The sequence below is a fragment of the Nocardioides sp. Z35_8 genome, from assembly GCF_059621125.1.
On the sequence record NZ_JCAQIE010000001.1, the window covers coordinates 2,395,914 to 2,419,483 of the forward strand.

26 protein-coding genes and 1 tRNA gene are annotated in these 23,570 nt (G+C 72.7%); 16 read left to right on the forward strand and 11 right to left on the reverse strand.

Annotation, left to right across the window (positions count from 1 at the left end; genetic code table 11):
• Nucleotides 1–4 precede the first annotated feature (4 nt).
• Together AC54T2_RS11580 and AC54T2_RS11585 are read right to left on the reverse strand one after the other, a co-directional pair.
• Nucleotides 5–811, reverse strand: a complete 807-nt coding sequence (locus AC54T2_RS11580; RefSeq protein WP_186341738.1) for a septum formation family protein — start codon at nt 809–811, stop codon at nt 5–7.
• Complete coding sequence (locus AC54T2_RS11585; RefSeq protein WP_489976686.1) at nt 808–1,293, reverse strand: flavodoxin family protein; 486 nt, start codon at nt 1,291–1,293, stop codon at nt 808–810. Before AC54T2_RS11585 ends, AC54T2_RS11580 begins: the two co-directional genes overlap by 4 nt.
• 47 nt (nt 1,294–1,340) lie before the next feature.
• Between AC54T2_RS11585 and AC54T2_RS11590 the strand changes: the two genes are divergently transcribed.
• The 5 genes from AC54T2_RS11590 to AC54T2_RS11610 all read left to right on the forward strand — a co-directional run bounded on the left by AC54T2_RS11590 (nt 1,341) and on the right by AC54T2_RS11610 (nt 6,802).
• Nucleotides 1,341–2,102 (forward strand): class I SAM-dependent methyltransferase, encoded by a 762-nt coding sequence (locus AC54T2_RS11590; RefSeq protein WP_496666229.1) that lies wholly within the window; start codon nt 1,341–1,343, stop codon nt 2,100–2,102.
• 173 nt (nt 2,103–2,275) lie between these two features.
• Nucleotides 2,276–4,042: a 2-isopropylmalate synthase gene (leuA, locus tag AC54T2_RS11595; RefSeq protein ID WP_186341741.1), complete on the forward strand. Its 1,767-nt coding sequence runs from the start codon at nt 2,276–2,278 to the stop codon at nt 4,040–4,042.
• Between the two features lie 25 nt (nt 4,043–4,067).
• Complete coding sequence (locus AC54T2_RS11600; protein WP_496666230.1) at nt 4,068–4,934, forward strand: alpha/beta fold hydrolase; 867 nt, start codon at nt 4,068–4,070, stop codon at nt 4,932–4,934.
• 56 nt (nt 4,935–4,990) lie between these two features.
• Nucleotides 4,991–5,719, forward strand: coding sequence for a DNA repair protein RecO (recO, locus tag AC54T2_RS11605; protein ID WP_186341743.1), 729 nt, complete (start codon nt 4,991–4,993; stop codon nt 5,717–5,719).
• A 297-nt stretch (nt 5,720–6,016) separates the two neighbouring features.
• Nucleotides 6,017–6,802, forward strand: coding sequence for an isoprenyl transferase (locus AC54T2_RS11610; protein ID WP_496666231.1), 786 nt, complete (start codon nt 6,017–6,019; stop codon nt 6,800–6,802).
• Here AC54T2_RS11610 and AC54T2_RS11615 read toward each other — a convergent pair.
• From AC54T2_RS11615 to AC54T2_RS11630, 4 genes are read right to left on the reverse strand one after another with little or no spacing between them, the layout of a single operon-like run.
• Nucleotides 6,799–7,206: a Fur family transcriptional regulator gene (locus AC54T2_RS11615; RefSeq protein ID WP_186341745.1), complete on the reverse strand. Its 408-nt coding sequence runs from the start codon at nt 7,204–7,206 to the stop codon at nt 6,799–6,801. The genes AC54T2_RS11610 and AC54T2_RS11615 overlap by 4 nt on opposite strands.
• On the reverse strand, nt 7,193–8,200 hold the full coding sequence (locus AC54T2_RS11620) for a metal ABC transporter permease (protein WP_186341746.1): 1,008 nt from the start codon (nt 8,198–8,200) through the stop codon (nt 7,193–7,195). Before AC54T2_RS11620 ends, AC54T2_RS11615 begins: the two co-directional genes overlap by 14 nt.
• Complete coding sequence (locus AC54T2_RS11625) at nt 8,197–8,985, reverse strand: metal ABC transporter ATP-binding protein (protein WP_496666232.1); 789 nt, start codon at nt 8,983–8,985, stop codon at nt 8,197–8,199. Before AC54T2_RS11625 ends, AC54T2_RS11620 begins: the two co-directional genes overlap by 4 nt.
• Nucleotides 8,976–9,905: a metal ABC transporter substrate-binding protein gene (locus AC54T2_RS11630; protein ID WP_496666233.1), complete on the reverse strand. Its 930-nt coding sequence runs from the start codon at nt 9,903–9,905 to the stop codon at nt 8,976–8,978. The genes AC54T2_RS11625 and AC54T2_RS11630 overlap by 10 nt, the downstream gene beginning before the upstream one ends.
• A gap of 62 nt (nt 9,906–9,967) precedes the next feature.
• On the opposite strand from AC54T2_RS11630, the gene AC54T2_RS11635 reads away from it, so the two are divergent.
• The 5 genes from AC54T2_RS11635 (at nt 9,968) to AC54T2_RS11655 (ending at nt 15,304) form a co-directional block, all read left to right on the forward strand.
• Complete coding sequence (locus AC54T2_RS11635) at nt 9,968–10,297, forward strand: antibiotic biosynthesis monooxygenase family protein (RefSeq protein WP_496666234.1); 330 nt, start codon at nt 9,968–9,970, stop codon at nt 10,295–10,297.
• A 64-nt stretch (nt 10,298–10,361) separates the two neighbouring features.
• Nucleotides 10,362–11,762, forward strand: coding sequence for a glycine--tRNA ligase (locus AC54T2_RS11640; protein WP_496666235.1), 1,401 nt, complete (start codon nt 10,362–10,364; stop codon nt 11,760–11,762).
• Between the two features lie 66 nt (nt 11,763–11,828).
• Complete coding sequence (locus tag AC54T2_RS11645) at nt 11,829–12,917, forward strand: hypothetical protein (protein WP_186341751.1); 1,089 nt, start codon at nt 11,829–11,831, stop codon at nt 12,915–12,917.
• Nucleotides 12,918–13,001: 84 nt separating this feature from the next.
• The gene (dusB, locus tag AC54T2_RS11650; protein WP_186341752.1) at nt 13,002–14,141 is read left to right on the forward strand and encodes a tRNA dihydrouridine synthase DusB; all 1,140 of its coding nucleotides are present in this window, start codon (nt 13,002–13,004) and stop codon (nt 14,139–14,141) included.
• 275 nt (nt 14,142–14,416) lie between these two features.
• Nucleotides 14,417–15,304: a VldE C-terminal domain-containing protein gene (locus tag AC54T2_RS11655; RefSeq protein ID WP_496666236.1), complete on the forward strand. Its 888-nt coding sequence runs from the start codon at nt 14,417–14,419 to the stop codon at nt 15,302–15,304.
• 43 nt (nt 15,305–15,347) lie between these two features.
• Here the strand turns inward: AC54T2_RS11655 and AC54T2_RS11660 are convergent, their stop codons facing one another.
• On the reverse strand, nt 15,348–15,842 hold the full coding sequence (locus tag AC54T2_RS11660) for a DUF5994 family protein (RefSeq protein WP_186341754.1): 495 nt from the start codon (nt 15,840–15,842) through the stop codon (nt 15,348–15,350).
• Nucleotides 15,843–15,981: 139 nt separating this feature from the next.
• Here AC54T2_RS11660 and AC54T2_RS11665 point away from each other — a divergent pair, with 139 nt between their 5' ends.
• A complete protein-coding gene (locus AC54T2_RS11665; protein WP_186341755.1) occupies nt 15,982–17,250 on the forward strand; it encodes a deoxyguanosinetriphosphate triphosphohydrolase in 1,269 nt (422 codons plus the stop codon).
• Nucleotides 17,251–17,278: 28 nt separating this feature from the next.
• Here AC54T2_RS11665 and AC54T2_RS11670 read toward each other — a convergent pair whose 3' ends face one another.
• The 3 genes from AC54T2_RS11670 to AC54T2_RS11680 are packed head-to-tail and all read right to left on the reverse strand — an operon-like array spanning nt 17,279 to nt 18,281.
• Nucleotides 17,279–17,605 (reverse strand): YtxH domain-containing protein, encoded by a 327-nt coding sequence (locus AC54T2_RS11670; protein WP_186341756.1) that lies wholly within the window; start codon nt 17,603–17,605, stop codon nt 17,279–17,281.
• A gap of 21 nt (nt 17,606–17,626) precedes the next feature.
• Complete coding sequence (locus tag AC54T2_RS11675; RefSeq protein WP_186341757.1) at nt 17,627–17,881, reverse strand: DUF3618 domain-containing protein; 255 nt, start codon at nt 17,879–17,881, stop codon at nt 17,627–17,629.
• Nucleotides 17,874–18,281 carry a phage holin family protein gene (locus AC54T2_RS11680; RefSeq protein ID WP_186341758.1) on the reverse strand — a complete coding sequence of 136 codons (408 nt, stop codon included), beginning with the start codon at nt 18,279–18,281 and terminating at the stop codon, nt 17,874–17,876. Before AC54T2_RS11680 ends, AC54T2_RS11675 begins: the two co-directional genes overlap by 8 nt.
• A 138-nt stretch (nt 18,282–18,419) precedes the next feature.
• On the opposite strand from AC54T2_RS11680, the gene dnaG reads away from it, so the two are divergent.
• From dnaG to AC54T2_RS11705, 5 genes are all read left to right on the forward strand, one after another.
• Nucleotides 18,420–20,318 carry a DNA primase gene (gene dnaG / locus AC54T2_RS11685; protein WP_186341759.1) on the forward strand — a complete coding sequence of 633 codons (1,899 nt, stop codon included), beginning with the start codon at nt 18,420–18,422 and terminating at the stop codon, nt 20,316–20,318.
• Nucleotides 20,315–20,824, forward strand: a complete 510-nt coding sequence (locus tag AC54T2_RS11690) for a hypothetical protein (RefSeq protein WP_496666237.1) — start codon at nt 20,315–20,317, stop codon at nt 20,822–20,824. The genes dnaG and AC54T2_RS11690 overlap by 4 nt, the downstream gene beginning before the upstream one ends.
• Before the next feature lie 52 nt (nt 20,825–20,876).
• A tRNA-Asn gene (locus AC54T2_RS11695) sits at nt 20,877–20,949 on the forward strand.
• Between the two features lie 145 nt (nt 20,950–21,094).
• Entirely contained in the window at nt 21,095–21,877 is a 783-nt protein-coding gene (locus AC54T2_RS11700) for a GAF and ANTAR domain-containing protein (protein ID WP_496666238.1), read from the forward strand.
• Nucleotides 21,878–21,970: 93 nt separating this feature from the next.
• The gene (locus AC54T2_RS11705) at nt 21,971–22,831 is read left to right on the forward strand and encodes a hypothetical protein (protein ID WP_496666239.1); all 861 of its coding nucleotides are present in this window, start codon (nt 21,971–21,973) and stop codon (nt 22,829–22,831) included.
• On the opposite strand, the gene AC54T2_RS11710 is transcribed toward AC54T2_RS11705, so the two are convergent.
• Nucleotides 22,785–23,537, reverse strand: a complete 753-nt coding sequence (locus tag AC54T2_RS11710; RefSeq protein ID WP_186341762.1) for a PIG-L deacetylase family protein — start codon at nt 23,535–23,537, stop codon at nt 22,785–22,787. The genes AC54T2_RS11705 and AC54T2_RS11710 overlap by 47 nt on opposite strands.
• Nucleotides 23,538–23,570 lie beyond the last annotated feature (33 nt).

The following is a 23,570-nucleotide window of genomic DNA, read 5'->3' on the forward strand; positions in this document are numbered from 1 at the left end:
GCGCTCAGGCGGGCACCCAGCAGATCCCGTAGCGCTGGCCGGCGGCCCACTGGGCGCGGGTCGGGCTCTCCTGCGACCAGGTGAGGTCGAGCGGGTCGTCGGTGCGGCCGGCGGCGGCGTTGCGGCACACCGGCTCCATCCGGTCGGTGATCGCGGGGCGCCGGGGGAGGCGCTTGCCGGGGATGTCGACGGTGGCGACCGCCCGCCACGAGTGCCTCGCGCTGCACGCGACCCGCTCGAAGCGCGGGGTGCCGGGTGGCGCCGTGGCGCACATCGCGGGGCCCGCCCACCCCGTGGTCCGGCGCGGCAGGCGCAGCAGCCGGCGGGGTGCCGCGACCGCCACGACGTCGCACCGGAACCAGTCGGCGCCCACGTCGGCACGTGCCTGGCTCGGGCTGAACCAGACCGCGCGCACCATCCGCAGCCGCAGCTCGCGGGGCGTACGCCCGAGGTGGGCGGGGAGCCGCCGGGTGCAGGCCCGGCTCATCTGCCGCTGGGCGGCACCGGAGTCCACGCGCCGGGTGAAGCCGGACTTGGTGGTGAGGTCGAGCCGGCCGACGAAGTAGGTCTGGGCGGTGTGCGGCTTGCGGCACGCCACCGGCGCGGTGCGGCCGACCACCGCGACGGCCTGGCGGAAGGTGAGCGCGTGGCACTCGCCGACCTTGGGCCGTGGGCCCGGGTCCGCCCGGGGCTCGCTCCCGGCGGAGGTCGGCGATCCCGAGGGCGTCGGATCGTCGTCGGGCGTGGTCGGCCCCGACGTGCATCCCGACAGCACGAGCGCGGCGGCCGCGGCCACGAGCACGCGCCTCATCCCATCACCAGGGCGGCGATCGTGCCGCCGAGCTCGTACGCCGACTCGCGCTCCGGCTCGCCGACGTCGCCGAGCACCTCGAGGACCGGTGCGCTCTGCCGCCAGCCGAGGGCGCCCACGATCGACTGCACGGAGCGCACCGCCCCTGTCGTGTCGTAGCGACCGTGGACGTAGAGGCCGAACGGCTTCGGGCCGCCGTCGACCGTCGCCGCCGACCCGTCGTCGGTCAGCGCACCGCCGGCCTGCAGGAAGATGGAGTCGAAGAAGTGCTTGAGCGCGCCGCTCATGTAGCCGAAGTTGGCGGTGGTGCCGAGCACGTAGCCGTCGGCGGCCAGCACGTCGTCGGCGTCGGCCTCCAGCGCGGGGCGGACGACCACCTCGACACCCTCGATCGCCTCGTCCGAGGCGCCGGCCACGACCGCCTCGGTCAGCGTGGCGACCGACGGCGTCGGCGAGTGGTGGACGATCAGCAGACGCGGCACGGGGCTGAGGCTACTCACCCAGCCTGTGCGCGGCGTACCGTCGAGGCATGACGTTCGACGTGGCGGGTGAGACCTACGACCGCTTCATGGGGCGGTACTCGCGGCCGCTGGCGGCGCGTCTGGCCGACTGGCTCGAGGTGTCGCCCGGGCAGCAGGCCGTCGACGTCGGCTCCGGGCCGGGAGCGCTGACCGGCGTGCTGGTCGAGCGGCTGGGGGTCGAGCGGGTCCGCGCGATCGATCCGTCCGAGCCCTTCGTCGCGGCGTGCGGCGAGCGCTTCCCCGGCGTGGACGTGCGATTGGGAACGGCCGAGTCCCTGCCGTTCGGCGACGACACGTGCGACGTCGCCGCCGCCTGTCTGGTGGTGCACTTCATGACCGACCCCGTCGCGGGCGTCGCGGAGATGTCCCGGGTGACCCGGCCGGGCGGCCGGGTCGGCGCCACCGTGTGGGACCTGGCCGGCTCGCGCGCGCCGATGTGGCCGCTGTGGGAGGCGGTGGCCGAGCTCAGGCCGGACCATCCGGGCGAGCGCGGCGACCTCCCGGGCAGCTCCCGCGAGTCGCTCGTGGCGATCCTGGCCGACGCCGGGCTCGACGACGTCGAGTCGGTGGAGATCGACGTGAGCGTCACCCATCCGAGCTTCGAGCAGTGGTGGGAGCCCTACCTCCACGGCGTCGGTCCGGCAGGGGAGGCGGTCGCCGCGCTCGGCCCCGACGGGCGCCGGGACCTCGAGTCGGTGCTGCGTCGTCGCCTCGGCGCGGGACCGTTCGAGATCACCGCCGTGGCGCACGCCGCCCGCGGCCGTGCCTGACCCCCCGTCTCACGACCCGGGAGCCGGGCGGCGCGCCGTCGTGGAGACGGGCTAGCATGTCTGCGTCATGATGCGCAGCCTTCTCCTTCGCCGCCGCAGCGAGGCCTGACCCGGCCCCCTCGTTGCGGAGTGTGGCGCGTGCCGGTCGCCCCTTCGAGCAGACCGAGGAACTCATGACCACCCTGAGCAGCACCCCGCCCCACGAGCGGAACCCCCAGCGCCCCAGCGGCATGAAGCCCCAGCGCTACCTCCCCTTCATCCCGGTCGACCTGGCCGACCGCACCTGGCCCACCAAGCGGATGACCCAGGCGCCGCGCTGGTGCGCGGTCGACCTGCGTGACGGCAACCAGGCGCTCATCGACCCGATGAGCCCGGCGCGCAAGCGGGAGATGTTCGAGCTCCTGGTCCAGATGGGCTACAAGGAGATCGAGGTCGGCTTCCCGGCCGCGTCGCAGACCGACTTCGACTTCGTGCGGATGCTCATCGAGGAGGACCTGATCCCCGACGACGTCGTCATCCAGGTGCTCACCCAGGCCCGCGAGGAGCTCATCGAGCGCACGTACGAGTCGCTGCGCGGCGCCAAGCAGGCGATCGTCCACCTCTACAACTCGACCTCCACCCTGCAGCGCCGGGTGGTCTTCGGCCTCGACGAGGACGGCATCCAGGACATCGCGGTGCGCGGTGCGGAGATCTGCAAGAAGTACGAGGAGCTCGTCCCCGGCACCGAGGTCTTCTACGAGTACTCGCCCGAGTCCTACACCGGCACCGAGCTCGAGTTCGCGGTCCGCGTCTGCAACGCCGTCCTCGACGTGTTCGAGCCCACCGCCGAGCGACCGGTGATCATCAACCTGCCCGCGACCGTCGAGATGGCCACGCCCAACGTCTACGCCGACTCCATCGAGTGGATGAGCCGCCACCTGCACCACCGCGAGCACGTCGTCCTGTCCCTCCACCCGCACAACGACCGCGGCACCGCGGTCGCGGCGGCCGAGCTCGGCTACCTGGCCGGCGCCGACCGGATCGAGGGGTGCCTGTTCGGCAACGGCGAGCGCACCGGCAACGTCTGCCTGGTCACGCTGGGGCTCAACCTGCTGACCCAGGGCATCGACCCCGAGATCGACTTCTCCGACATCGACGGCATCCGACGCACGGTGGAGTACTGCAACCAGCTGCCGGTCCACGAGCGCCACCCCTACGGGGGCGACCTCGTCTACACCGCGTTCTCCGGCTCCCACCAGGACGCGATCAAGAAGGGGTTCGAGGCGCTGGAGGCCGACGCCCAGCGCGCCGGCGTCCCGGTCGACGACCACGAGTGGGCGGTGCCCTACCTGCCCATCGACCCCAAGGACGTCGGCCGCACCTACGAGGCGGTCATCCGGGTCAACAGCCAGTCGGGCAAGGGCGGCGTGGCCTACATCCTCAAGCACGAGCACAAGCTCGACCTGCCGCGTCGCGCGCAGATCGAGTTCAGCCGGGTCATCCAGCAGCGCACCGACGCCGAGGGCGGAGAGGTCGCCCCGGCCGCGATCTGGGCCGCCTTCCGCAGCGAGTACCTCGACCGCGAGGCGCCGCTCAAGCTCGACTCGGTCCACACCTCCAGCGCTGCGGGGGAGAAGGACCAGCTCACCGTCCACGTCTACGTCGACGGCGAGCGGCGCGAGCTCACGGGCTCCGGCAACGGGCCCATCAACGCCTTCACCAACGCGCTCAACGAGCTCGTCGAGGCCGAGCAGGCGGCCGGCAACCCGGCCTACGTCGGCCGCGGCGACGTACGCGTCCTCGACTACGCCGAGCACGCCCTGTCGGCCGGTGGCGACGCCACCGCCGCGGCGTACGTCGAGTGCGCGGTCGGCGACAAGGTGCTCTGGGGCGTGGGGCTCGACGCCAACATCGTCACCGCCTCGCTCAAGGCCGTCATCAGCGCGATCAACCGCGCCTGAGCGCCGGCGGCGCTAGATTCGCGCCATGGTGGTCAGCGAGCGGGTCGGCCAGTTCTTCGTCGAGTCCGAGGGCGGGCGCGACCGACTGGAGTACACCGAGTACGGCTCGGGCGACGACTGGGTGGTGCTGCTGCACGGGCTGCTCATGCCGCGGCGGATGCAGCAGCCGCTGGCCCGGGCGATGGCCGTGCGGGGGCTGCACGTGGTGACGCTCGACCTGCTGGGCCACGGCCGCTCCGACCAGCCGGCCGACCCGCTCGTCTACTCGATGACGTCCTTCGGCGAGCAGGTGGTGGAGCTGCTCGACCACCTCGGCGCCGACCAGGCGGTCATCGGCGGCACGTCGCTGGGCGCCAACGTCTCGCTCGAGGTGGCGGTCATCGCGCCCGAGCGGGTGCGGGGGCTGCTCGTGGAGATGCCGGTGCTCAACAACGCGCTGGTGGCCGGCGTCCTCGCGTTCGTCCCCATCATGCTGGCCGCGCGCTACCTCCCGGTCACCGCCAACACGGTGCAGCGGCTGGCGCGGTCGGTGCCTCGTGGCATCGTCCCGTTCTGGGCGGGGATCGGGCTCGACACCCTCGACCACCGCGCCGATGCCGTCGCCTCGGTGCTCCACGGGGTCATCTTCGGTCGCATCGCCCCGTCGTCGAGCCAGCGCCGCCGGATCCAGGCCCCGGTGCTCCTCATCGGCCACCCGGTCGACCCGATCCACCCCTTCGTCGACGCCGACATGCTGGCCGCCGAGCTGCCCCACGCACGCCTGGAGCGGGCGTCCTCCATCCTCGAGTGGCGCCTGCGCCCCGAGCGGCTCACCGCCGCCGCGACCGACTTCGCCCTGGACTGCTGGAGCGACCAGCCGGCCACGAGCGACTCCGGTTCCCGGACACGCTGACGCGCCGCGCGGCGTCCGGCAGGCTCCGGACGCAGCCGGTGGGGGACAATGGACGGGTGCCCCTCTACCGCGACGAGGCGGTCGTGCTCCGCACCCACAAGCTGGGCGAGGCCGACCGCATCATCACCCTGCTGACGCGTCAGCACGGGCGCGTGCGCGCGGTCGCCAAGGGCGTGCGGCGTACGACGTCGCGCTGGGGCTCGCGCCTCGAGCCGTTCACCCACGTCGACCTCCAGCTCGCCGAGGGCCGCAGCCTCGACGTGATCACCCAGGCCGAGACCCTCGACCCGTTCCATGCCCGGCTCGGGCTCGACTACGACCGCTACACCGCCGGCACCGTGATGCTCGAGACCGCCGAGCGGCTGGTCACGGAGGAGAAGGAGCCGGCGGTGCAGCAGTTCCTGCTGCTCGTGGGTGGCCTGCGCGCGATGGCCGGCGGCGAGCACCCGGCCAAGCAGGTGCTCGACTCCTACCTCCTGCGCTCGCTGTCGGTCGCCGGCTACGCGCCGTCGTTCGACCACTGCGTCCAGTGCGGCGTCGAGGGCCCGCACCGCTTCTTCAACCCCTCCGCCGGTGGCGTGCTGTGCGCCTCCGACCGGCTGCCGGGCTCGGCCACCCCCGCCGCCGAGACGGTGCTGGTGCTGGGCGCCCTCCTCGTCGGCGACTGGCCGGTCGTCCACGCCGCCGACCCGCGCCACCTGCGCGAGGCGAGCAACCTCGTCTCGGCCTACCTCGCCTGGCACCTCGAGCGCGGCCTGCGCTCGATGGCCTATGTCGAGCGCTGACCGGCCGATCGACTCGCCTGGGCTGAAGTCAGGGGAATCCGCGGTGCGAACCGCGAGATCTCATGACGTCCGCGTGGCGCTGGCCCTTGAGTCTCCCAGCGACTCAAGGCCCAGTGCCGGCTGCGCGACTCTGCGATACGCCCGGGATGCGCGTTGAGTCTCTGGGCGACTCAGAGTCCAGCGTGCGGCAGGGGCGGCCCGCGACACGCCCGGGATGCGCGTTGAGTCTCTGGGCGACTCAGGGTCCAGCCCGGCCGGCTCGGCGCTCGGACGGGCCGCCGTTCTAGGCTCTCCACCGTGAAGCGAGAGGTGAGGCCGCCGACACCGCATCCGAGTGGGGCGACGCCGCCGCAGGTGCCGCGCGACCTGGTGCCCGAGCACGTCGCGATCATCATGGACGGCAACGGCCGGTGGGCCAAGCAGCGCGGGCTCCCGCGCACCAAGGGGCACGAGGAGGGCGAGAGCACGCTCTTCGACGTCGTCGAGGGAGCCATCGAGATCGGAGTGAAGGCGATCTCCGCCTACGCGTTCTCCACCGAGAACTGGTCGCGCTCGCCCGACGAGGTGCGCTTCCTGATGGGGTTCAACCGCGACGTGATCAGACGCCGCCGCGACGAGATGCACGAGCTCGGCGTACGCGTGCGGTGGGCGGGCCGCGCGCCGCGGCTGTGGAAGTCGGTGATCAGGGAGCTCCAGGTCGCCGAGGAGATGACCAAGGACAACGACGTCCTGGCCCTGACGATGTGCGTCAACTACGGCGGCCGGGCCGAGCTCGCCGACGCCGCCCGCTCGATCGGCCGCGAGGTCGCCGCTGGACGGCTGAACCCCGACAAGATCGACGAGAGGACCTTCGCTCGTCACCTCTACGTCCCCGAGCTGCCCGACGCCGACCTCGTCTGGCGCACGTCGGGGGAGCAGCGGCTGTCCAACTTCATGCTCTGGCAGGCGGCCTACAGCGAGATGGTCTTCACCAACGTGCTGTGGCCCGACGTCGACCGGCGCCACCTGTGGTCGGCCATCGAGACCTACGCCAGCCGGGACCGGCGCTACGGCGGCGCCCTGCCCAACGAGCAGCAGGGCTAGCGGCAGGCCGGGCAGGTCCCGAAGATCTCCAGCGTGTGGCTGATGTCGGCGAACCCGTGCTCGGTCGCGATCGCGTTGGTCCAGCGTTCCACGGCCGGGCCCTCGACCTCCACGGTCGCGCCGCAGGCGCGGCAGACGAGGTGGTGGTGGTGCGTGTCGGAGCACCTGCGCCAGATCGCCTCGCCGTCCTCGTTGCGCAGCATGTCGACCTCGCCGGTGTCCGCCAGCGCGGCCAGGGTGCGATAGACGGTCGCCAGCCCCACCGAGTCGCCCTGTCGTGAGATCAGGTCGTGGATCTCCTGCGCGCTGCGGAAGTCGTCGAACCCGGCCAGCGCGGCCGCCACCGCGCGACGCTGGCGGGTGGGCCGCACCGAGGGCCGCGGGCTCGGGTCAGTGCTCGTCATAGTGCTCTCCGTGGGCGGCGTGGCGGTGGCCGTCGTGCACGTAGTCGACGTGGTCGTCGTGCGGCACCGCGGGGTGGCCGCAGTCCGTGCCGTGCTCGTGCGGGTGCTCGTCGGTGACGGTGTGGTCTGCGACCGTCACGCTGGGGAACGGCGAGTGGAGCCGCCGCCGGCGTCGCAGCCACACGCCGATCGGCCACGTCGAGGCGAACATCACGAGGGCCAGCAGCACGATGGTGGGCCCCGGGGCCACCGTCGCGCGGAACGACAGGGCGGCGCTCAGCAGCAGTCCGCCGAGGGCGGCCAGGACGCCGACCACCATCGCCCCGGCGATGGTCGTGCGGAAGGAGCGGGCGAGCTGCTGAGCGGTGGCGACCGGCACCACCATGAGTGCCGAGACCAGGAGCAGGCCGACCGTGCGCATCGCGACGGTGACCGTCACCGCGGCCAGCACGGCGACGAGCAGGTTGTAGAAGCGCACCCTCAGACCCGCGACCCGGGCGAAGTCGGGGTCGCTCGCGACGGCGAAGAGCTGGGGGAGCAGGCCCAGGGTCGCCCCGAGCAGCACCACGGTCAGGCCGAGGGTGAACCACACGTCGCCGGCGGTGATGCTGGTCAACGAGCCGAAGAGGAACTCCTGGAGCCGTGCCGCGCCCTGACCGGCGAGCCCGGTGATCAGCACGCCGCCCGCCAGGCCGCCGTAGAAGAGCAGCGCCAGGGCGACGTCGCCGTTGGTGTGGCCGCGCTCGCGGATGAACTCGATGAGCACCGCGCCGAGAACGGCGACCAGCACGGCCGTCCAGGTCGGCGAGGTGTTGGTCAGCAGGCCGATGGCCACGCCGGTCACGGCCACGTGGCCGATGCCGTCACCGAGGAGGGCGAGGCGCCGCTGGACGAGGAACGTGCCGATGGCGGGTGCGGCCAGGCCCGTGAGCAGCGCGGCGAGCAGCGCGCGCTGCATGAAGGGCAACGAGAACAGGTCGAGGAACTCGCTCATCGTCCGCCGCCCAGCCCGTCGAGCGGTGAGCCCACGTGGGGGACGTGGTCGTGGGTGCCGTCCACCGGGTGGTGGTGGCCGTGTGCGTCCTCCTCGTCGAGGGCGGGGCCGTCGTAGGCGATGCGCCCGTCGCGCATCACCACGGCGCGGTCGATGAGCGGCGCCATCGGGCCGAGCTCGTGGGCGACCAGCACGATCGTGGCTCCCCGGTCCTTGAAGGTGGCGAGCGCGTCGGCCAGGGCGCGCTGGTTCTCCAGGTCGACCCCCGCGGTCGGCTCGTCCAGCACCAGGAGGTCGGGCTGCCCGGCGAGCGCGCGGGCGATGAGGACGCGCTGCTGCTGCCCGCCGCTGAGCTGCGAGACGCCGACGCCGGCGCGGTCGGCGAGGCCGACGACGTCGATCGCGTCGGTGACGGCCTGCCGGTCCTGGCGCGACATGGGGCGGAAGAGCCGGCGGCGGGTGATGCGCCCGGACGCGACGACCTCCCACACGGTCGCGGGCACCCCGCTCGCGGCGGACGGCCGCTGCGGCACGTAGCCGACGCGGTGCCAGTCGCGGAAGTCGTCGAACGGCGTGCCGAAGAGGTCGACGGCGCCGCCGGTCAGCGGCAGCAGGCCGGTGATCGCGCGTACGAGCGTCGACTTGCCGGAGCCGTTGGCGCCCATCAGCGCCACGAACTCACCGGGCTCGACGATGAGCTCGATCCCGCGCAGGATCGGGCGGCCGCCGATGGCGACCGACCCGCCGCGGACCGCGACCGGAGGGGCCCCTGCGCTCACCGGCATCCGTTGGCCTTGCGGAGTGCCTCGAGGTTGTCGCCCATGAGGGAAAGGTAGTCGTCGTCGGCCGTGTCGTCGGAGAGCCCTTCGATCGGGTCGAGCACAGCGGTCTCGAGCCCGAGGTCGCCGGCGAGGGAGTCGGCCATCTTGCTGCTGGCGAGCCGCTCGGAGAACACCGTGGTGATGCCGTCCTCCCGGATCAGCTCCTGCAGCCGGGCCAGGTCGGCGGGGGTCGGCTCGGCGTCGGGGGAGAGGCCGGCGATCGCCTCGAACTGCAGGCCGTAGCGGGAGAGGTAGGAGAACGCCTCGTGGCTGACGACGGTGGTGGTGCGCGCGCACTCGGCCAGGCCGTCGGCGTACTGCTGGTCGAGGGCCTCCAGCTCCTCGCGCAGCGCCGCCGCGTTGTCCCGGTAGGTCGCCGCCCGGTCGGGGTCGATCTCGGCGAGCTGCTCGGCCACGGCGTCGCCGAGGTCGGCCATCAGGAGCGGGTCGAGCCAGAAGTGCGGGTCGAGCTCGCCGTGGTCGTGGCCGGCCTCGTCGTGCGCGTGGTCGTGGTCGGAGGTCGGCATGAGCTCGAGCACCTCGGCGGCGTCGAGCACCGCGGCATCGCCGGCGTTGGCCTCGACGGTGGCGTCGACGGCGGGCTGGAAGTCGTGCTCGAGCACGACGAGGTCGGCCTCGGCGACGGCCGCGGTCTGCCGGATGTCGAGGGAGAGGTCGTGCGGCTCCGAGCCCGGCGCGGTGAGGTTGGTGACGTCCCAGTCGTCGCCGGCCACCTCTTCGGTCACCCACGCCAGGGGGTAGAACGCGGCGACGGCGGAGTGCCTGCTCCCGTCGCTCCCGCTCGTGTCGCCCGACCCGCCGCAGGCGGCGAGCAGGGCGGTGGAGGCGAGGGTGGCGACGAGGGCGAGGGGCCGAGGCGACATGAGAACGATTCTCACGCCGGTTGAGAACCGTTGTCAAAACCGTGCACCTCTAGGCTGGTGGCGTGCTCGTCGTCACCCGCCTCCGCGTCCCACGTCCCGACCCCGCCGCCGAGGCCGAGCTGCGCAGCGGTCTGCTCCGCGCCCGCGACATCCTCGCCGCGAAGCCCGGGTGGATCGGCGGCGAGGTGGGCCGCAACGTCGACGACCCGGCGCTGTGGGTGCTCACCACCCGCTGGGAGAACGTCGGCTCCTACCGGCGGGCACTCGGCTCCTACGAGGGCAAGATGCACATCCAGCCGCTGATGGTGCACGCGGTCGACGAGCCCAACGCGTACGAGGTGGTCGAGGAGGGGACCGACCTCAACGAGGCGCAGCCGCGCTCGATAGGCTGAGCGCTCGTTCGCGCGAGCCGGCAGCCAGCCGGCCCGACCTGCTCCCACCCCGAGGAAACCCACCGTGGCCAAGCCCGCCCCGACCGCCCTGGACAACGTCGTCTCCCTCGCCAAGCGCCGCGGTTTCGTCTACCCGTGCGGTGAGATCTACGGCGGCACCAAGTCGGCCTGGGACTACGGCCCGCTCGGCGTGGAGCTCAAGGAGAACATCAAGCGCCAGTGGTGGAAGTTCATGGTCACCCGCCGCGACGACGTCGTCGGCCTCGACTCCAGCGTCATCCTGCCCACGCGCACCTGGGAGGCCTCCGGCCACCTGAGCACGTTCAGCGACCCCCTGGTGGAGTGCCAGTCCTGCCACAAGCGGTTCCGCGAGGACCACCTGCAGGAGGACCACGCGGCCAAGAAGGGCATCGACGACCCCGACACCGTCGACATCAACGAGTCGGTCGCCTGCCCCAACTGCGGCACCCGCAACGCGTGGACCGAGCCGCGCAACTTCAACATGATGCTCAAGACCTACCTCGGCGTCATCGAGGACGAGTCCGGCCTGCACTACCTGCGGCCCGAGACCGCGCAGGGCATCTTCCTCAACTTCGCCAACGTGGTGACCTCGAGCCGCCAGAAGCCGCCCTTCGGCATCGCCCAGATGGGCAAGAGCTTCCGCAACGAGATCACGCCGGGCAACTTCATCTTCCGCACCCGCGAGTTCGAGCAGATGGAGATGGAGTTCTTCGTCAAGCCCGGCGAGGACGAGGAGTGGTTCCGCTACTGGATCGAGGAGCGCACCCGCTGGTACGTCGACCTCGGCATCGACCCGGCCAACCTGCGCCACTACGAGCACCCGAAGGAGAAGCTGTCCCACTACTCCAAGGGCACGACCGACATCGAGTACCGCTTCGGGTTCTCGGGTCGTGACTTCGAGGAGCTCGAGGGCATCGCCAACCGCACCGACTTCGACCTCAAGCAGCACGGCGAGTTCTCCGGCAAGGACCTGTCGTACTACGACCAGGCCGCCGACGAGCGCTACGTGCCCTACGTCATCGAGCCCGCGGCCGGCCTGACCCGGTCGCTGATGGCGTTCCTCATCGACGCCTACACCGAGGACGAGGCCCCCAACACCAAGGGTGGCGTCGACAAGCGCGTCGTGCTCAAGCTCGACCCGCGCCTGGCGCCGGTGAAGGTCGCGGTGCTGCCGCTGAGCCGCAACTCCGACCTCTCGCCCAAGGCCAAGGCGCTCGCCGCCGAGCTGCGGCAGAACTGGAACGTCGAGTTCGACGACTCCGGTGCCATCGGCCGGCGCTACCGCCGCCAGGACGAGATCGGCACCCCGTTCTGCGTGACCGTCGACTTCGAGACCCTCGACGACGACGCGGTCACCGTCCGCGAGCGCGACACCATGGCGCAGGAGCGGGTCAGCCTGGACGGCATCAGCCGCTACTTCGCGGAGAAGCTGCTCGGCTGCTGAGGGTCCCCGCGCCCATGAGGTGTGGCAGTGTGGGCGATGACCCACACGCACGCATCGGGGGATGTCATGGGAGCTCGCGCGCGACTGCTCGCACTCACGCTGCTCGTCGGGCTCGCGCCCGGCGCAGTGGCCTCCGCGGCCTCGGCACCGCCTCAGGTCGTGACGGCCCGCGCGGACGATCCGCCGACCCGCACGATCACGCCCATGCGGCTCCCGCGCGGGAGCGACGCCCGGCTCGACCACATGCAGGACGGCGTGATCCACACCGCCGGCGGCGACACGCTGTCGATCCGCACGCCCGCCAACGGCGAGCAGCGGATGCTGCTGGGGGAGAGCCGCATGGGCTGGCTCGTCGCCGTGCGCAAGGGCTACCTCGGCCGCGTCGTCGCGATCCGGAAGGGCAAGGCCCCGCAGGAGGTGCGGCACACCCGCACCACGACCTACGGCCAAGGTGACGCGGCGATCGGCTGGCTGCTGTCCCGCGACGGCGAGATGCTCGTCTCCACGACGTACGACCGCGGCGGCGGCACGAGCAGCGTGCTGACCCTGGCCGGGGACTACCTCGGTGGCCGCTACAGCAGCAGCTACTTCACCCCCTTCGACGCCGACGCCGGCCACATCGCGACCTGGGGGGAGGACAAGCACTACCGCCTGCGGGTCATGGACTGGGTGCCGCGCACGTCGCGCACCGAGATCGCACGGAACGCCACCTGGGTCTCGCTGCGCGACGACCTGATGTTCGTGCGCACGACCGGGCGGCTCTACGGCCCGAGCCCGATCTCGGCGCCCGTCGAGCCCGCGTGGGCCGCGCCGTTCTCGCCGCTCGCGATCTCGCCTGACGGCGAGACCGCCGTGGGGCTGCGGATCTCCGGCTCGGGGTTCAACAGCCCCGCCGTCCTCGATGTGCGCCGGATGAGCGACGGTGCCCTGCTCGACTCGATCGCCTTCGGGCGCAGGATCACCGAGGACAGCTGGTCGATCACCTCCGAGCACGAGCAGACGGCCGCGTGGGAGGGCAACCGACGCTTCGTCTTCCAGCTGCCCGCGCGCGGTGGTGCGGTTCTCGTGCGCTGCGACCTCGCGCAGTCGTGCCAGCGCGCGTCGGACGTCGGGGGCAACATCTCGTTCCCGCACGAGTCCTTCATGTGGTGGTGAGCCTCGCAGTAGGGGTGGCGATCATGGCCGGGGCCGAAGCCGCCTGATTTGGGCCCGGACGGCCCGCGCTCGGAGAATGGGCTTATGCCCGCCGTGCCCGACTCCCTCACGCTGGGGTCGCTGCGCGTGGAGACGCCGGTCGTGCTGGCGCCGATGGCCGGCATCACCAACGCCGCCTACCGCCGCCTGTGCGCCGAGCAGGGCGCGGGCCTCTACGTCTGCGAGATGATCACCAGCCGGGGTCTCGTCGAGGGTGACGAGACGACGAGGAAGATGCTCGTCTTCGACGACCTCGAGTCGGTCCGCTCGGTGCAGCTCTACGGCACCGACCCCGTCTACGTCGGCAAGGCCGTGGAGATCCTCTGCGCCGACTTCGGGGTCTCGCACGTCGACCTCAACTTCGGCTGCCCCGTGCCCAAGGTGACCCGCAAGGGTGGCGGGGGAGCGCTGCCGTGGAAGCGCGGCCTGCTCGGCGAGGTGCTCGAGCACGCGGTCGCCGCGGCGGCGCCGTACGACGTCCCGGTGACGATGAAGACCCGCAAGGGCCTCGACGACGACCACCTGACCTACCTCGACGCCGGGCGCATCGCCCAGGAGACCGGCGTCGCGGCCATCGCCCTGCACGGGCGCACGGTCCAGCAGGCCTACTCCGGCCAGGCCGACTGGGACGCCATCGCCGCGCTCGTCGACCACGTCGACATCCCCGTGCTGGGCAACGGCGACATCTGGGAGGCGGCAGACGCGCTGCGGATGGTCGAGCAGACCGGCGCCGCGGGCGTCGTCGTGGGCCGCGGCTGCCTCGGGCGACCCTGGCTCTTCCGCGACCTGGCCGCTGCCTTCCACGGCGAGGCCGTCGCGACCCTGCCGAGGCTCGGCGAGGTGAAGGCGATGATGCGCCGCCACGCCGAGCTGCTCTCCGAGCACATGGGCCAGGAGCGGGGCTGCAAGGAGTTCCGCAAGCACATCGCCTGGTACCTCAAGGGCTTCCCGGCCGGGGGCGAGCTGCGCCACCAGCTGGCCCTGGTCGACTCGCTGGCCTCGCTCGACGTGCTGCTCGACGGCCTCGACGATGACGCGCCGTTCCCTGCTCGCGAGCTGGGCACGCCGCGGGGCCGCCAGGGTGCGCCACGCAAGAAGGTCGTGCTCCCCGAGGGGTGGCTCGACGACACCGACGGGCGCGGGGCGCAGCTGCGCGAGGACGCCGACGAGGCCACCGGCGGCTGAGCCCCGGTGGGGTCGGCGTACGCGCGCATCCGTAGGGGTGAGTCGGAACACGCCGAAATTAACTGGGGGAGATTGGGACAGGCCGAGAATCCTGTGCTTCACTCGATGATCCGCGTCGACGTGGGCACGAGTCCTTCCCCTGGTTCCACCTCGTGGTTCGGCGCACCGTCCCCCGTCAGCAAGTGCAAAGGATCAGCGCTGTGGCTCAGCATCGCCACAAGCGGGAAGCCCCTGCTATCTCCCCCCGTCCGTCCCGAGTCCCCCGTTCCGTCCTGGTGTCCGCGCCGCTCGCCGTGGTGGCGACGTTGTCCGCGGTGACCATGGGCGTCCTCGCCGCAGCGCCGGCGAGCCCCGATGACAGCCTGCTCGCGGCCTCCGGCACGTCGTCGGCCACCACCGACCAGGCCGACAACGCCGCGGCCGGCTCCTCGGCGGCGGGCGCCACGGCGCTCAGCCGCCGCAGCGGGACCCCCGTGTCCCGCTCGCAGATCCGTCACGCGGCCAGGGCCGAGGCTGCCGCCCGCGAGGACATGAGCGTGGACCGCAAGGCCCGCCGGCTCGCCAAGAAGCTCGACGACACGATGTGGACCACCGCGCCGCTCAACCTCTGGGAGGGCCCGTCGGACAAGGCGGACAAGCTCGGCCTGGTGGCGGCGCTGAAGCGGGTCTCCATCACCGGTCGCCAGCAGCTCGGTCGCGCCCAGATCGTCGTCGACGGTCAGTCGCGCTGGGTCACCGCCGACTACCTCAGCCAGAAGAAGCCGAAGCCCGAGAAGGTCGTCGAGGCCAAGCGGGCCGCCTCCGGCCCGAGCCTGGGCGGATCCTGCGCCAACGGCTCCTCGATCGAGGCCGGGCGCGCGTCGCTCCACGAGATCCACGAGGTGGTCTGCGCCAACTGGCCCTCGATCACCAGCTACGGCACGTGGCGCGGCGACGGCGAGCACGGCCAGGGCCGCGCGATCGACATCATGGTCAGCGGCGCCACCGGCTGGGCGATCGCCGACTTCCTGCGCGCCAACTACGGCGCGCTGGGGATCGAGTACATCATCTACGCCCAGAAGATCTGGTCGGTGGAGCGCTCCGGCGAGGGGTGGCGCGCGATGTCCGACCGCGGGTCGGTCACCGCCAACCACTACGACCACGTGCACGTCACGGTCTACTGACGGATCCCGGCACCTGGGTCCGGCCGCGAGGCTCGGCCCGGGATCAGGTCCAGCGGTCGCGCGGGTCCACGTCCGGGCTGTCGGTGACCGTGCGGATCAGCTCGAGCGCCGAGTGGGCGTTGCCCGCCGTCGCGGCCGCGAGGAGTGCCTCCTCGCCCTGGTAGTCGGTGAGCTCGGCCGGCACCACCAGCACGCGCAGCAGCGTGCGGTTGGAGGTGCTGAGGTGGGCGACGTGGCTGTCGTCGGTGGTGAACGAGCCGACCCTCACCAGGCCGCGGGCGACCTGGACGGTGCGCGGTCGCGTCCCCCAGTCGGAGGGCGAGACGCGCACCTGGGTGATCCGGCCCAGGTCGACCGGGAACTGGTCGACGAGCAGGCGCAGCTCGCTGCCGAGGTCGCGGGTGCGCGGCCACCAGCCGCCGTCGAGGGCGTTGCGCCCGAGGTGCTGGGCCAGCCGCAGCCGCACCGGTGCCTCGGTCTCCTCGACCATCTGGTCCAGGGTGTCGCGCGCGTGCTGGGAACTGTCCGGCGTCGTCATGACGTCCGCCTCTCGACCGGGAAGGCCTGCCTGGTGGCAGCCGGGTCACCGGTCCTTCCCCGCCAGCCTACGCGGTCGCCTCCCTCGGTGTGGGCGGGTGTCGGCGGACGTCAGGGGGCGTCGCTAGGCTGACCGGCCGATGAGCATCGAGGATCTCTACGACGACGCGGCGCGCGAGCGCATCGTCGCCGAGCCGCCCAAGCGGGTCGACGCGCCCGTGCGCCTGGCGTTCGAGCGCGACCGGGCGCGCGTGGTGCACGCCGCGGCGTCGCGGCGCCTGGCCGCCAAGACCCAGGTGGTCGGCCCGCAGACCGACGACTTCGTCCGCAACCGGCTCACCCACAGCCTCGAGGTGGCGCAGATCGCCCGTGACCTGGCCCGCGCCATCGGCACCCACCCGGACATCACCGAGACGGCCGCGCTGGCCCACGACCTGGGCCACCCCCCGTTCGGCCACAACGGCGAGCGGGTGCTCGCCGAGCTGAGCGGCGACTGCGGCGGGTTCGAGGGCAACGCCCAGACCCTGCGGCTGCTGACCCGGCTGGAGTCGAAGACCTTCGACGCCGACGGCCGATCGGTCGGCCTCAACCTGACCCGGGCGACCCTCGACGCCTGCACGAAGTATCCGTGGTCTCGCACGGAGGCCACCGGCCCGCACGGCGTGCACGCCGACGGCACCCCACGGGTGGTCGTCAAGTTCGGCGTCTACGACGACGACCGGCCGGTCTTCGACTGGGTGCGCGCCGGCGTGCCGGGCAGGCGCCGCTGCCTGGAGGCGCAGGTGATGGACCTCGCCGACGACGTCGCCTACTCGGTGCACGACGTGGAGGACGGCATCGTGGCGGGCCGCCTCGACCTCACCCGCCTCGACCGCGACGCCCTGTGGGAGACCGTGCGCTCGTGGTACCTCCCCGGCGCGGACGACGCGGCGCTCGACGCCGCGCTGGCCGGACTGCGCGCCGTCGGGAGCTGGCCGCGGTCGTCCTACGACGGGAGCCGGCGCAGCCTCGCCGCCATCAAGAACCTCACCAGCGACCTCATCGGGCGCTTCTGCGGCAGCGTCCAGCAGGCGACGTTCGCCGCGACCGACGGGGAGCCGCCGGTGCGCCACCGCGCCGACCTCGTCGTCCCGGAGGCGACCGAGGTCGAGATCGGGGTGCTCAAGGGCATCGCGGCCCACTACGTGATGCAGGCCGACGACCGGGTGGTGCTGATGGAGCGCCAGCGTGAGCTCGTCGCCGAGCTCGTCGAGCGGATCTGGGTGCGCGGCGCCGCCGCGCTCGACCGGGTCTTCGTCGAGGACTGGGAGCGGGCAGGCGACGACGCCGGCCGGCGACGCGTGGTCATCGACCAGGTCGCGTCGCTGACCGACGCCAGTGCCGTGACCCGCCACGCGGCGCTCGGCTGAGCGGCCTGCGCGGCGGGTCGGGGACGGGCTACGGCAGGTCGCCCTGCGGGTAGGGGTCGTCCTGCCGGGCGGTGCTGTCGGGGTGGAGCTGGTCCTCGAGGTCGGAGCGGTGCCCGCCGTTGTTCGACGGGGTGACCTTGTCGGCGGCGGTGCCGGCGACCGAGGCGACCTTGTCCTTCACCACCGGAGCCTTGTCCTTGGCGAGGTCGGCGGCCTGGTGAGCCTTCTCCTGCACCCGCGGGTCCTCCTTGACCCGGGTGGCCGTCCTCTTGATCTGTTCGTAGCGTTCCCTGCCGGCGCGGGCGCCGAGCACGTAGCCGACACCTCCGGCGACGAGCAGCATGAGCTTCTTCATGGTTCTCCCTTCCCTGGTCGGTCAGTGGGCGCCGCGGCGCCGCCAGAGCAGCAGCACCACGGCCATCGCCACGAGCGACGCGGCGGCCGCGAGCACCTCGGTGCGCGGCTCGCCCGTCTCGGTGGTGGCGGAGTCCTTCAGCGAGGCGAGCTTCTGGCGCGCCTGCGACTTCACGTCGAGCTTGGCCGTCAGCTCGTCGACGGTGTGCGCGAGCTGCTCGCGCTGCAGCGCGATCTCGGCCTCCAGCTCCTCGGGCGTCTTCTGCTGATCATCCACGGTGCTCACCCTTCACGGTCGCGATGTCCTCCTTGACGCCCTGGATCGCCTTCTCGGGGGCCGGCGGCCCGGCCTCGGCGACCTTGCTCCTGCCGATCAGCCCTGCCACGGCAGCGGCGGCGAGCAGGACCAGCGCCACGATGAGCGCGGCGAGCCAGGCGTCGACGACGTGGGCGAGGCCGAGGATCGCGGTGGCGACCAGCGAGCCGAGGGCGAAGAAGGCGAGCAGCCCGGCGACGCTGAACATGCCGATCCCGACGCCGGCCCGTTTGCCCTTCTGAGTGACCTCGGCCTGCGCAAGGCGGATCTCCGAGCGGACCAGCTCTGGGATCTGCTCGGACAGCTGGTGGACGAGCGCTCCGAGAGTCTGACTCTCTGGCGCTCCGTGCTGAGCAGTCATGCGTCGACCTTGGCAGACCCACCGGGCCCACACCAGCGCCGTACGCCCCAAGGGGTGGCCGGTCCCGCGCGCGAGCCCGCCGCGGGGGTTGTGGAGACCCCGCGGTGGGCGTGGGAGCCCGCCCGTAGACTCCCCGGCGTGGCAGGCCGGATACGCGACGACGACATCGCCGAGGTGCGCGAGAAGGCGCGGATCGACGACGTGGTGTCCGGCTACGTCACGCTCAAGCGCGCCGGCGGCGGCTCGCTGAAGGGCCTGTGCCCGTTCCACGACGAGAAGACCCCGTCGTTCAACGTCAATCCGGCCCGCCAGTTCTTCCACTGCTTCGGGTGCGGAGAGGGCGGCGACGTCATCTCGTTCCTGATGAAGGTCGACGGGCTCACCTTCACCGAGTCGGTGGAGCGGCTCGCGGAGAAGTTCGGCGTCCAGCTGCGCCGCGAGGACGGAGACGACCAGCCCGCCCGCCCCCGGGGGCCCTCGCGCGGCCGGCTGATCGAGGCGCACAAGGTGGCCCAGGAGTTCTACGCCGAGCAACTGGGCGGTCCCGACGCCGTCGTGGCGCGCCAGTTCCTCCACGAGCGCGGCTTCGACCAGGCCGCGGCGGAGATGTTCGGTGTGGGCTTCGCCCCCCGCGACGGGGAGGCGCTCGTGCGCCACCTGCGCGGGCGACGGTTCACCGACGAGGAGCAGGTCGCGGCCGGTCTCGCCGCGCTCGGGCGCTCGGCCTACGACCGCTTCCGTGGCCGGCTGGTGTGGCCGATCCGCGAGGCCAACGGCGACACCATCGGCTTCGGCGCCCGGCGCATCTTCGACGACGACCGCATCGAGGCGAAGTACCTCAACACCTCCGAGACCGCGATCTACAAGAAGAGCCAGGTGCTCTACGGCATCGACCTGGCCCGCACCGCGATGAAGGACAGCCAGCAGGCGGTGGTCGTCGAGGGCTACACCGACGTGATGGCGTGCCACCTCGCGGGCGTCACGACGGCGGTCGCCTCGTGCGGCACGGCCTTCGGCCAGGACCACGCCCGCGTGCTGCGCCGGTTCCTCGGCGACCACGGCTCCTCCGGCGGCGAGGTGATCTTCACCTTCGACGGCGACTCCGCCGGGCAGAAGGCCGCGATGAAGGTGCTCGAGAGCGACCAGGTCTTCGCCTCGCAGACCTACGTCGCCGTCGCGCCCGAGGGGATGGACCCCTGCGACCTGCGGCTGCGGGAGGGCGACGAGGCGGTGCGCGAGCTGGTCGCCAAGCGCCAGCCGCTCTACCGCTTCGCGCTCGGCAACATCCTCGCCCGCTACGACCTCGACCGCGCCGACGGCCGGGTCGACGCGCTGCGCGACGCGGCCGGGCTGGTCGCGAGCATCCGCGACCGGACCAAGGTCGACTCCTTCTCCCGCGAGCTCGCCCACATGGTCGGCATGGACGTCGACGAGGTGCGCGCCGAGGTCCGCCGGGCCGCCAGCCGGCCCCCGCGCACCGACGACCGGCGCACCTCCCGCGTCCCGGAGGCCGCCCCGGCCGAGCCGGCCCGGCCCGCCCTGCCGAGCCTGTCCGACCCGCGGTTCCTGATCGAGCGCGAGATGCTCAAGCTCGTCATCCAGCACCCCGCCGGGGTGGGGCGCACCACCGCCCACGTGACCACCGACGACTTCACCCACCCCACCTTCCAGGGCGTGTGGGCCGCCGTCACCGCCGCAGGCGGCCCGGCCGGCGCCGGCGACGACCCGGGGTGGGCCGCCCGGGTGCGAGCGGCGGCCACCGACCCCGCCGTGATCGCCGCCGTCACCGAGCTCGGCGTCGAGCCGGTGCGCGGCACCTCCGACCCCACCCCGACGTTCGCCGTGGCCTACGTCTACCGACTCCAGGAGCTCACCACGTCCCGCCGCATCGCCGACGTCAAGGCCCGCCTCCAGCGCACCAACCCGGTCGAGCAGGCGCTCGACTACAACCGCATGTTCGGCGAGCTCGTGGTCCTCGAGCAGCACCGCCGACGGCTGCGCGAGGGCGCCGTCGGCCAGCCGGGAGGACAGTCGTGAGCAGGTGGCGCCGCCGCGGACCGCGCGCGTCCGTCGAGGTCGCGCCGGGGGAGCGGGTGCTCGCCACGGCGATCGCGACCGACGGCACGGTGCTTGCCGGCACCCGCGACGCGTTCTACGTCGTCGACGGCTCGGGCGGGTCCCGTCGGGTGCCGTGGGAGCAGGTCGAGGCCGCCGGCTGGGACCTCGACACCGAGACGTTCCGGCTCACCGAGGTGGGCAGCTGGGGCGAGGAGCGGCCCGTCCACACCGCCGTCCTCGACGAGCCCGGACGGCTCCTCGAGCTGGTCCACGAGCGGGTCACGGCGAGCGTGGTGCTGCAGCGCCACGTCTCGCTCGACGGGCGTCGTGCCCTGCGGGTGATCGCGCGGCGGGCCCCGTCCGGGGCGGGGGGCGTGCAGTGGGTCTACGAGTACGACGAGGGCGTCGACCCCGACGACCCGATGGTCCGCGTCGCCGCCCGCGAGGCCCTGGAGCTGGCTCGGCGCGATGTCGGCCTGCCCTGATTTCGCCCGCGTACTCTGGGCTTGCTAAGGTTTCGCCTCGCTGCACAAGCGATCCCCTGTAGCTCAACTGGCAGAGCATTCGGCTGTTAACCGGAGGGTTGTTGGTTCGAGTCCAACCGGGGGAGCGTCCACCGCCTCCGACCTGTTCCGACAGGTCGGAGGCGGTTCTGCGTCCGGCCCGGGACGAGTGGCCGGGCGCGGCGAGGCCCGCATCACCGGTCCGTCGATACGATGCGTGAGGGGTCGTGGGACTCGGAGAGAAGGCCGTACATGGATCGTCAGGAGTTCGGCCGACGCCTCGCCGACGCCGCCAGGGGGATGTCGGGCACCCAGGGACCCGGCGACACGGTGCGGCGCATCGCCGAGATGGCCGTCGAGCTCATCGATGCCTGCGACGTCGCCGGTGTCTGCGTGCTGCGCTCGTCGCGCCACGACACCTGCGCGCACTCCCATGTCTCGCTCCAGCTCATGGACGACCTGCAGCACGACCTCGCCGAGGGGCCGGCCATGGAGGACGCCCCGACCGCCGACGTGGTCGCCGTGCCCGACCTGGCCGGGGACGCGCCGTGGCCGCGGTGGGCGGCCGGCGTGGTCGAGCGCACCGGGGTCCGCTCCTACCTGGGCTTCCGGCTGTTCGTCGAGCGCGACAGCATCGGGATGCTCAACCTCTACGCCTACGAGCCCGGCGCGTTCGACCACGACGACCGCCTCGACGGCCTCGTCGTGGCCGCCCACGCGGCCGTGGCCCTCAGCGCCACGGTGCAGCACGACCAGATGCACACGGCGATCAGCAGCCGCCAGCTGATCGGCGAGGCCACCGGCATCCTGCGCGAGCGCTTCTCGCTGACCTCGGAGCAGGCGTTCGCCGTGCTCAAGCGGCTCTCCTCCCAGCACAACATCAAGCTCTTCGCCGTCGCCCAGCACGTGGTCGAGACGGGCACCCTGCCGGGCTCGACCACCTCGATCACCTCGACGGCCTCCGCCACCCCGACCACCTCGACGGCCTCCGCCACCCCGACCACCTCGACGGCCTCCGCCACCCCGACCACCTAGCGCCGGTTGCCGTGGCGTAACGCTTTCGCCGCCCCGTGTGAACTGTGCGTTACGCCGCTCGCGGAGGGTCGCGCGCTGCGTCAGGGTGGTGCCATGTGCGCAGACCGGGTGCCGAGCGGGCAGGGGACGGCCGAGTTCGTCGTACGCCCCGACGGGACGCTGGTCGGCGACGACGGCGCCGCGGGCGCGGTGGCGGCCGCGCTGCCCTACACCGGGCGGCTGGCGCGGCGAGCGGGGGAGCTCCTCGACGTGGGCGACCTGCGGGCGATGGAGGCGTCCGGCCTGCGCCGCCTCGTCGTCGGCGTGACGTGGACCCCCGCCGGGGAGGGCACCTACCGGGCGGTGGCGACTCCCGCCGGGCCCCGCGAGGTGCCGACCTACACCGTGGTGGGAGCCGCCGACACGTCGTCGGCGCTCGCCCACTGCGTCTCCCGGATGACGGCGATCGACGGGGTGCGGTGGAGCGCTGTCGTCACGGCCGCCTCGCGCGTCGTCGCCGTGTCCGGCCATGACGGGTCGGACCAGCTCGCCGACGTGGGCAACCGGATGCTCGCCATCCTGCGCTCGCTGGAGGACCAGAGCGCCGCCGGGTTCGTGCGGCTGCGCTTCGAGCAGGGCGCCGTGGTGGGCGCCTCGCTGGGGCGCCACGCCCTGGTCGCCCAGACGGACGTCACCGACGACGACGCGCTCCTGGCGATGGTCGACGAGGTGCGTGCGGTCCTCGCGGGCCACGACCTGTCCACGGCGTCGGCGCCGGTCGTCCCGGACAGCGGGGCCGCTGCGCCAGCCCAGGAGGAGGCCGCGCCGGTGGCGCCGAGCCCGCCGCCCCTGGTGGGCGCCCGGTTCGCCGGGGCGGGGGAACGCGAGCCCCGCGCGCCGCGCCGCCGGCGGTTCGGCCGCCAGTCGCTCAGCCCCACCCCATCGCAAACACCTCGAAGGTCGACGCGTGCGTGACGCCGATGCCCTGGCCGCCGGCGCGGAGGATGCCGTCGAGGAACTCCTCGGGGTCCCAGCCCTCCCACCCGAGGCCCTCGATGTAGGCCCTGTGCTCCTTCAGTGACGCCACCCCCGCCGCGAAGGTGTCGGTGACGTCGACGGCGTGCGTCGCCTGCGGTGACCCGCCCACCCACACCGCCCCGACGCCGCCCCACGGCTCGAGGCCGTCGGTGAGCTGCTCGGGGAACACCCACCGATTGCCCGCGTCGCGCACGGCGTCGAGGAGCGCCTTGCCGACGGCGATGTGGTCGGCCTGGTTGAGCCGGGTGCCGCCGAAGGTGTCGCGGAAGTTGATGGTCAGGGCGACGTCCGGTCGCTGCTCGCGGACCACCTTCGCCAGCGCGCGCCGCAGCTCCACGCCGTACTCCAGGATCCCGTCGGGGAGGCGGAGGAACACCACCTCGTCGACGCCGACCGTGGCGGCCGAGGCGATCTCCTCCGCCTCGCGCAGGGGACCGCACTCGTCGGGGTGCAGGCCGTCGATCCCGGCCTCCCCGCTGGTCACCATGCAGTAGACGACCTTCTTGCCCTGCCCGGTCCAGCGGGCGACCGCCGCCGCCGAGCCGTACTCGATGTCGTCGGGGTGCGCCACGACGAACAACGCGGTCTCCCAGTCCTCGGGGAGCGGCTCGTAGGCGGGGGGCTCGGGTCGGGTGTCGGTCATGGGGGGAGCATGACACCGCGACGTGTTGTCTAG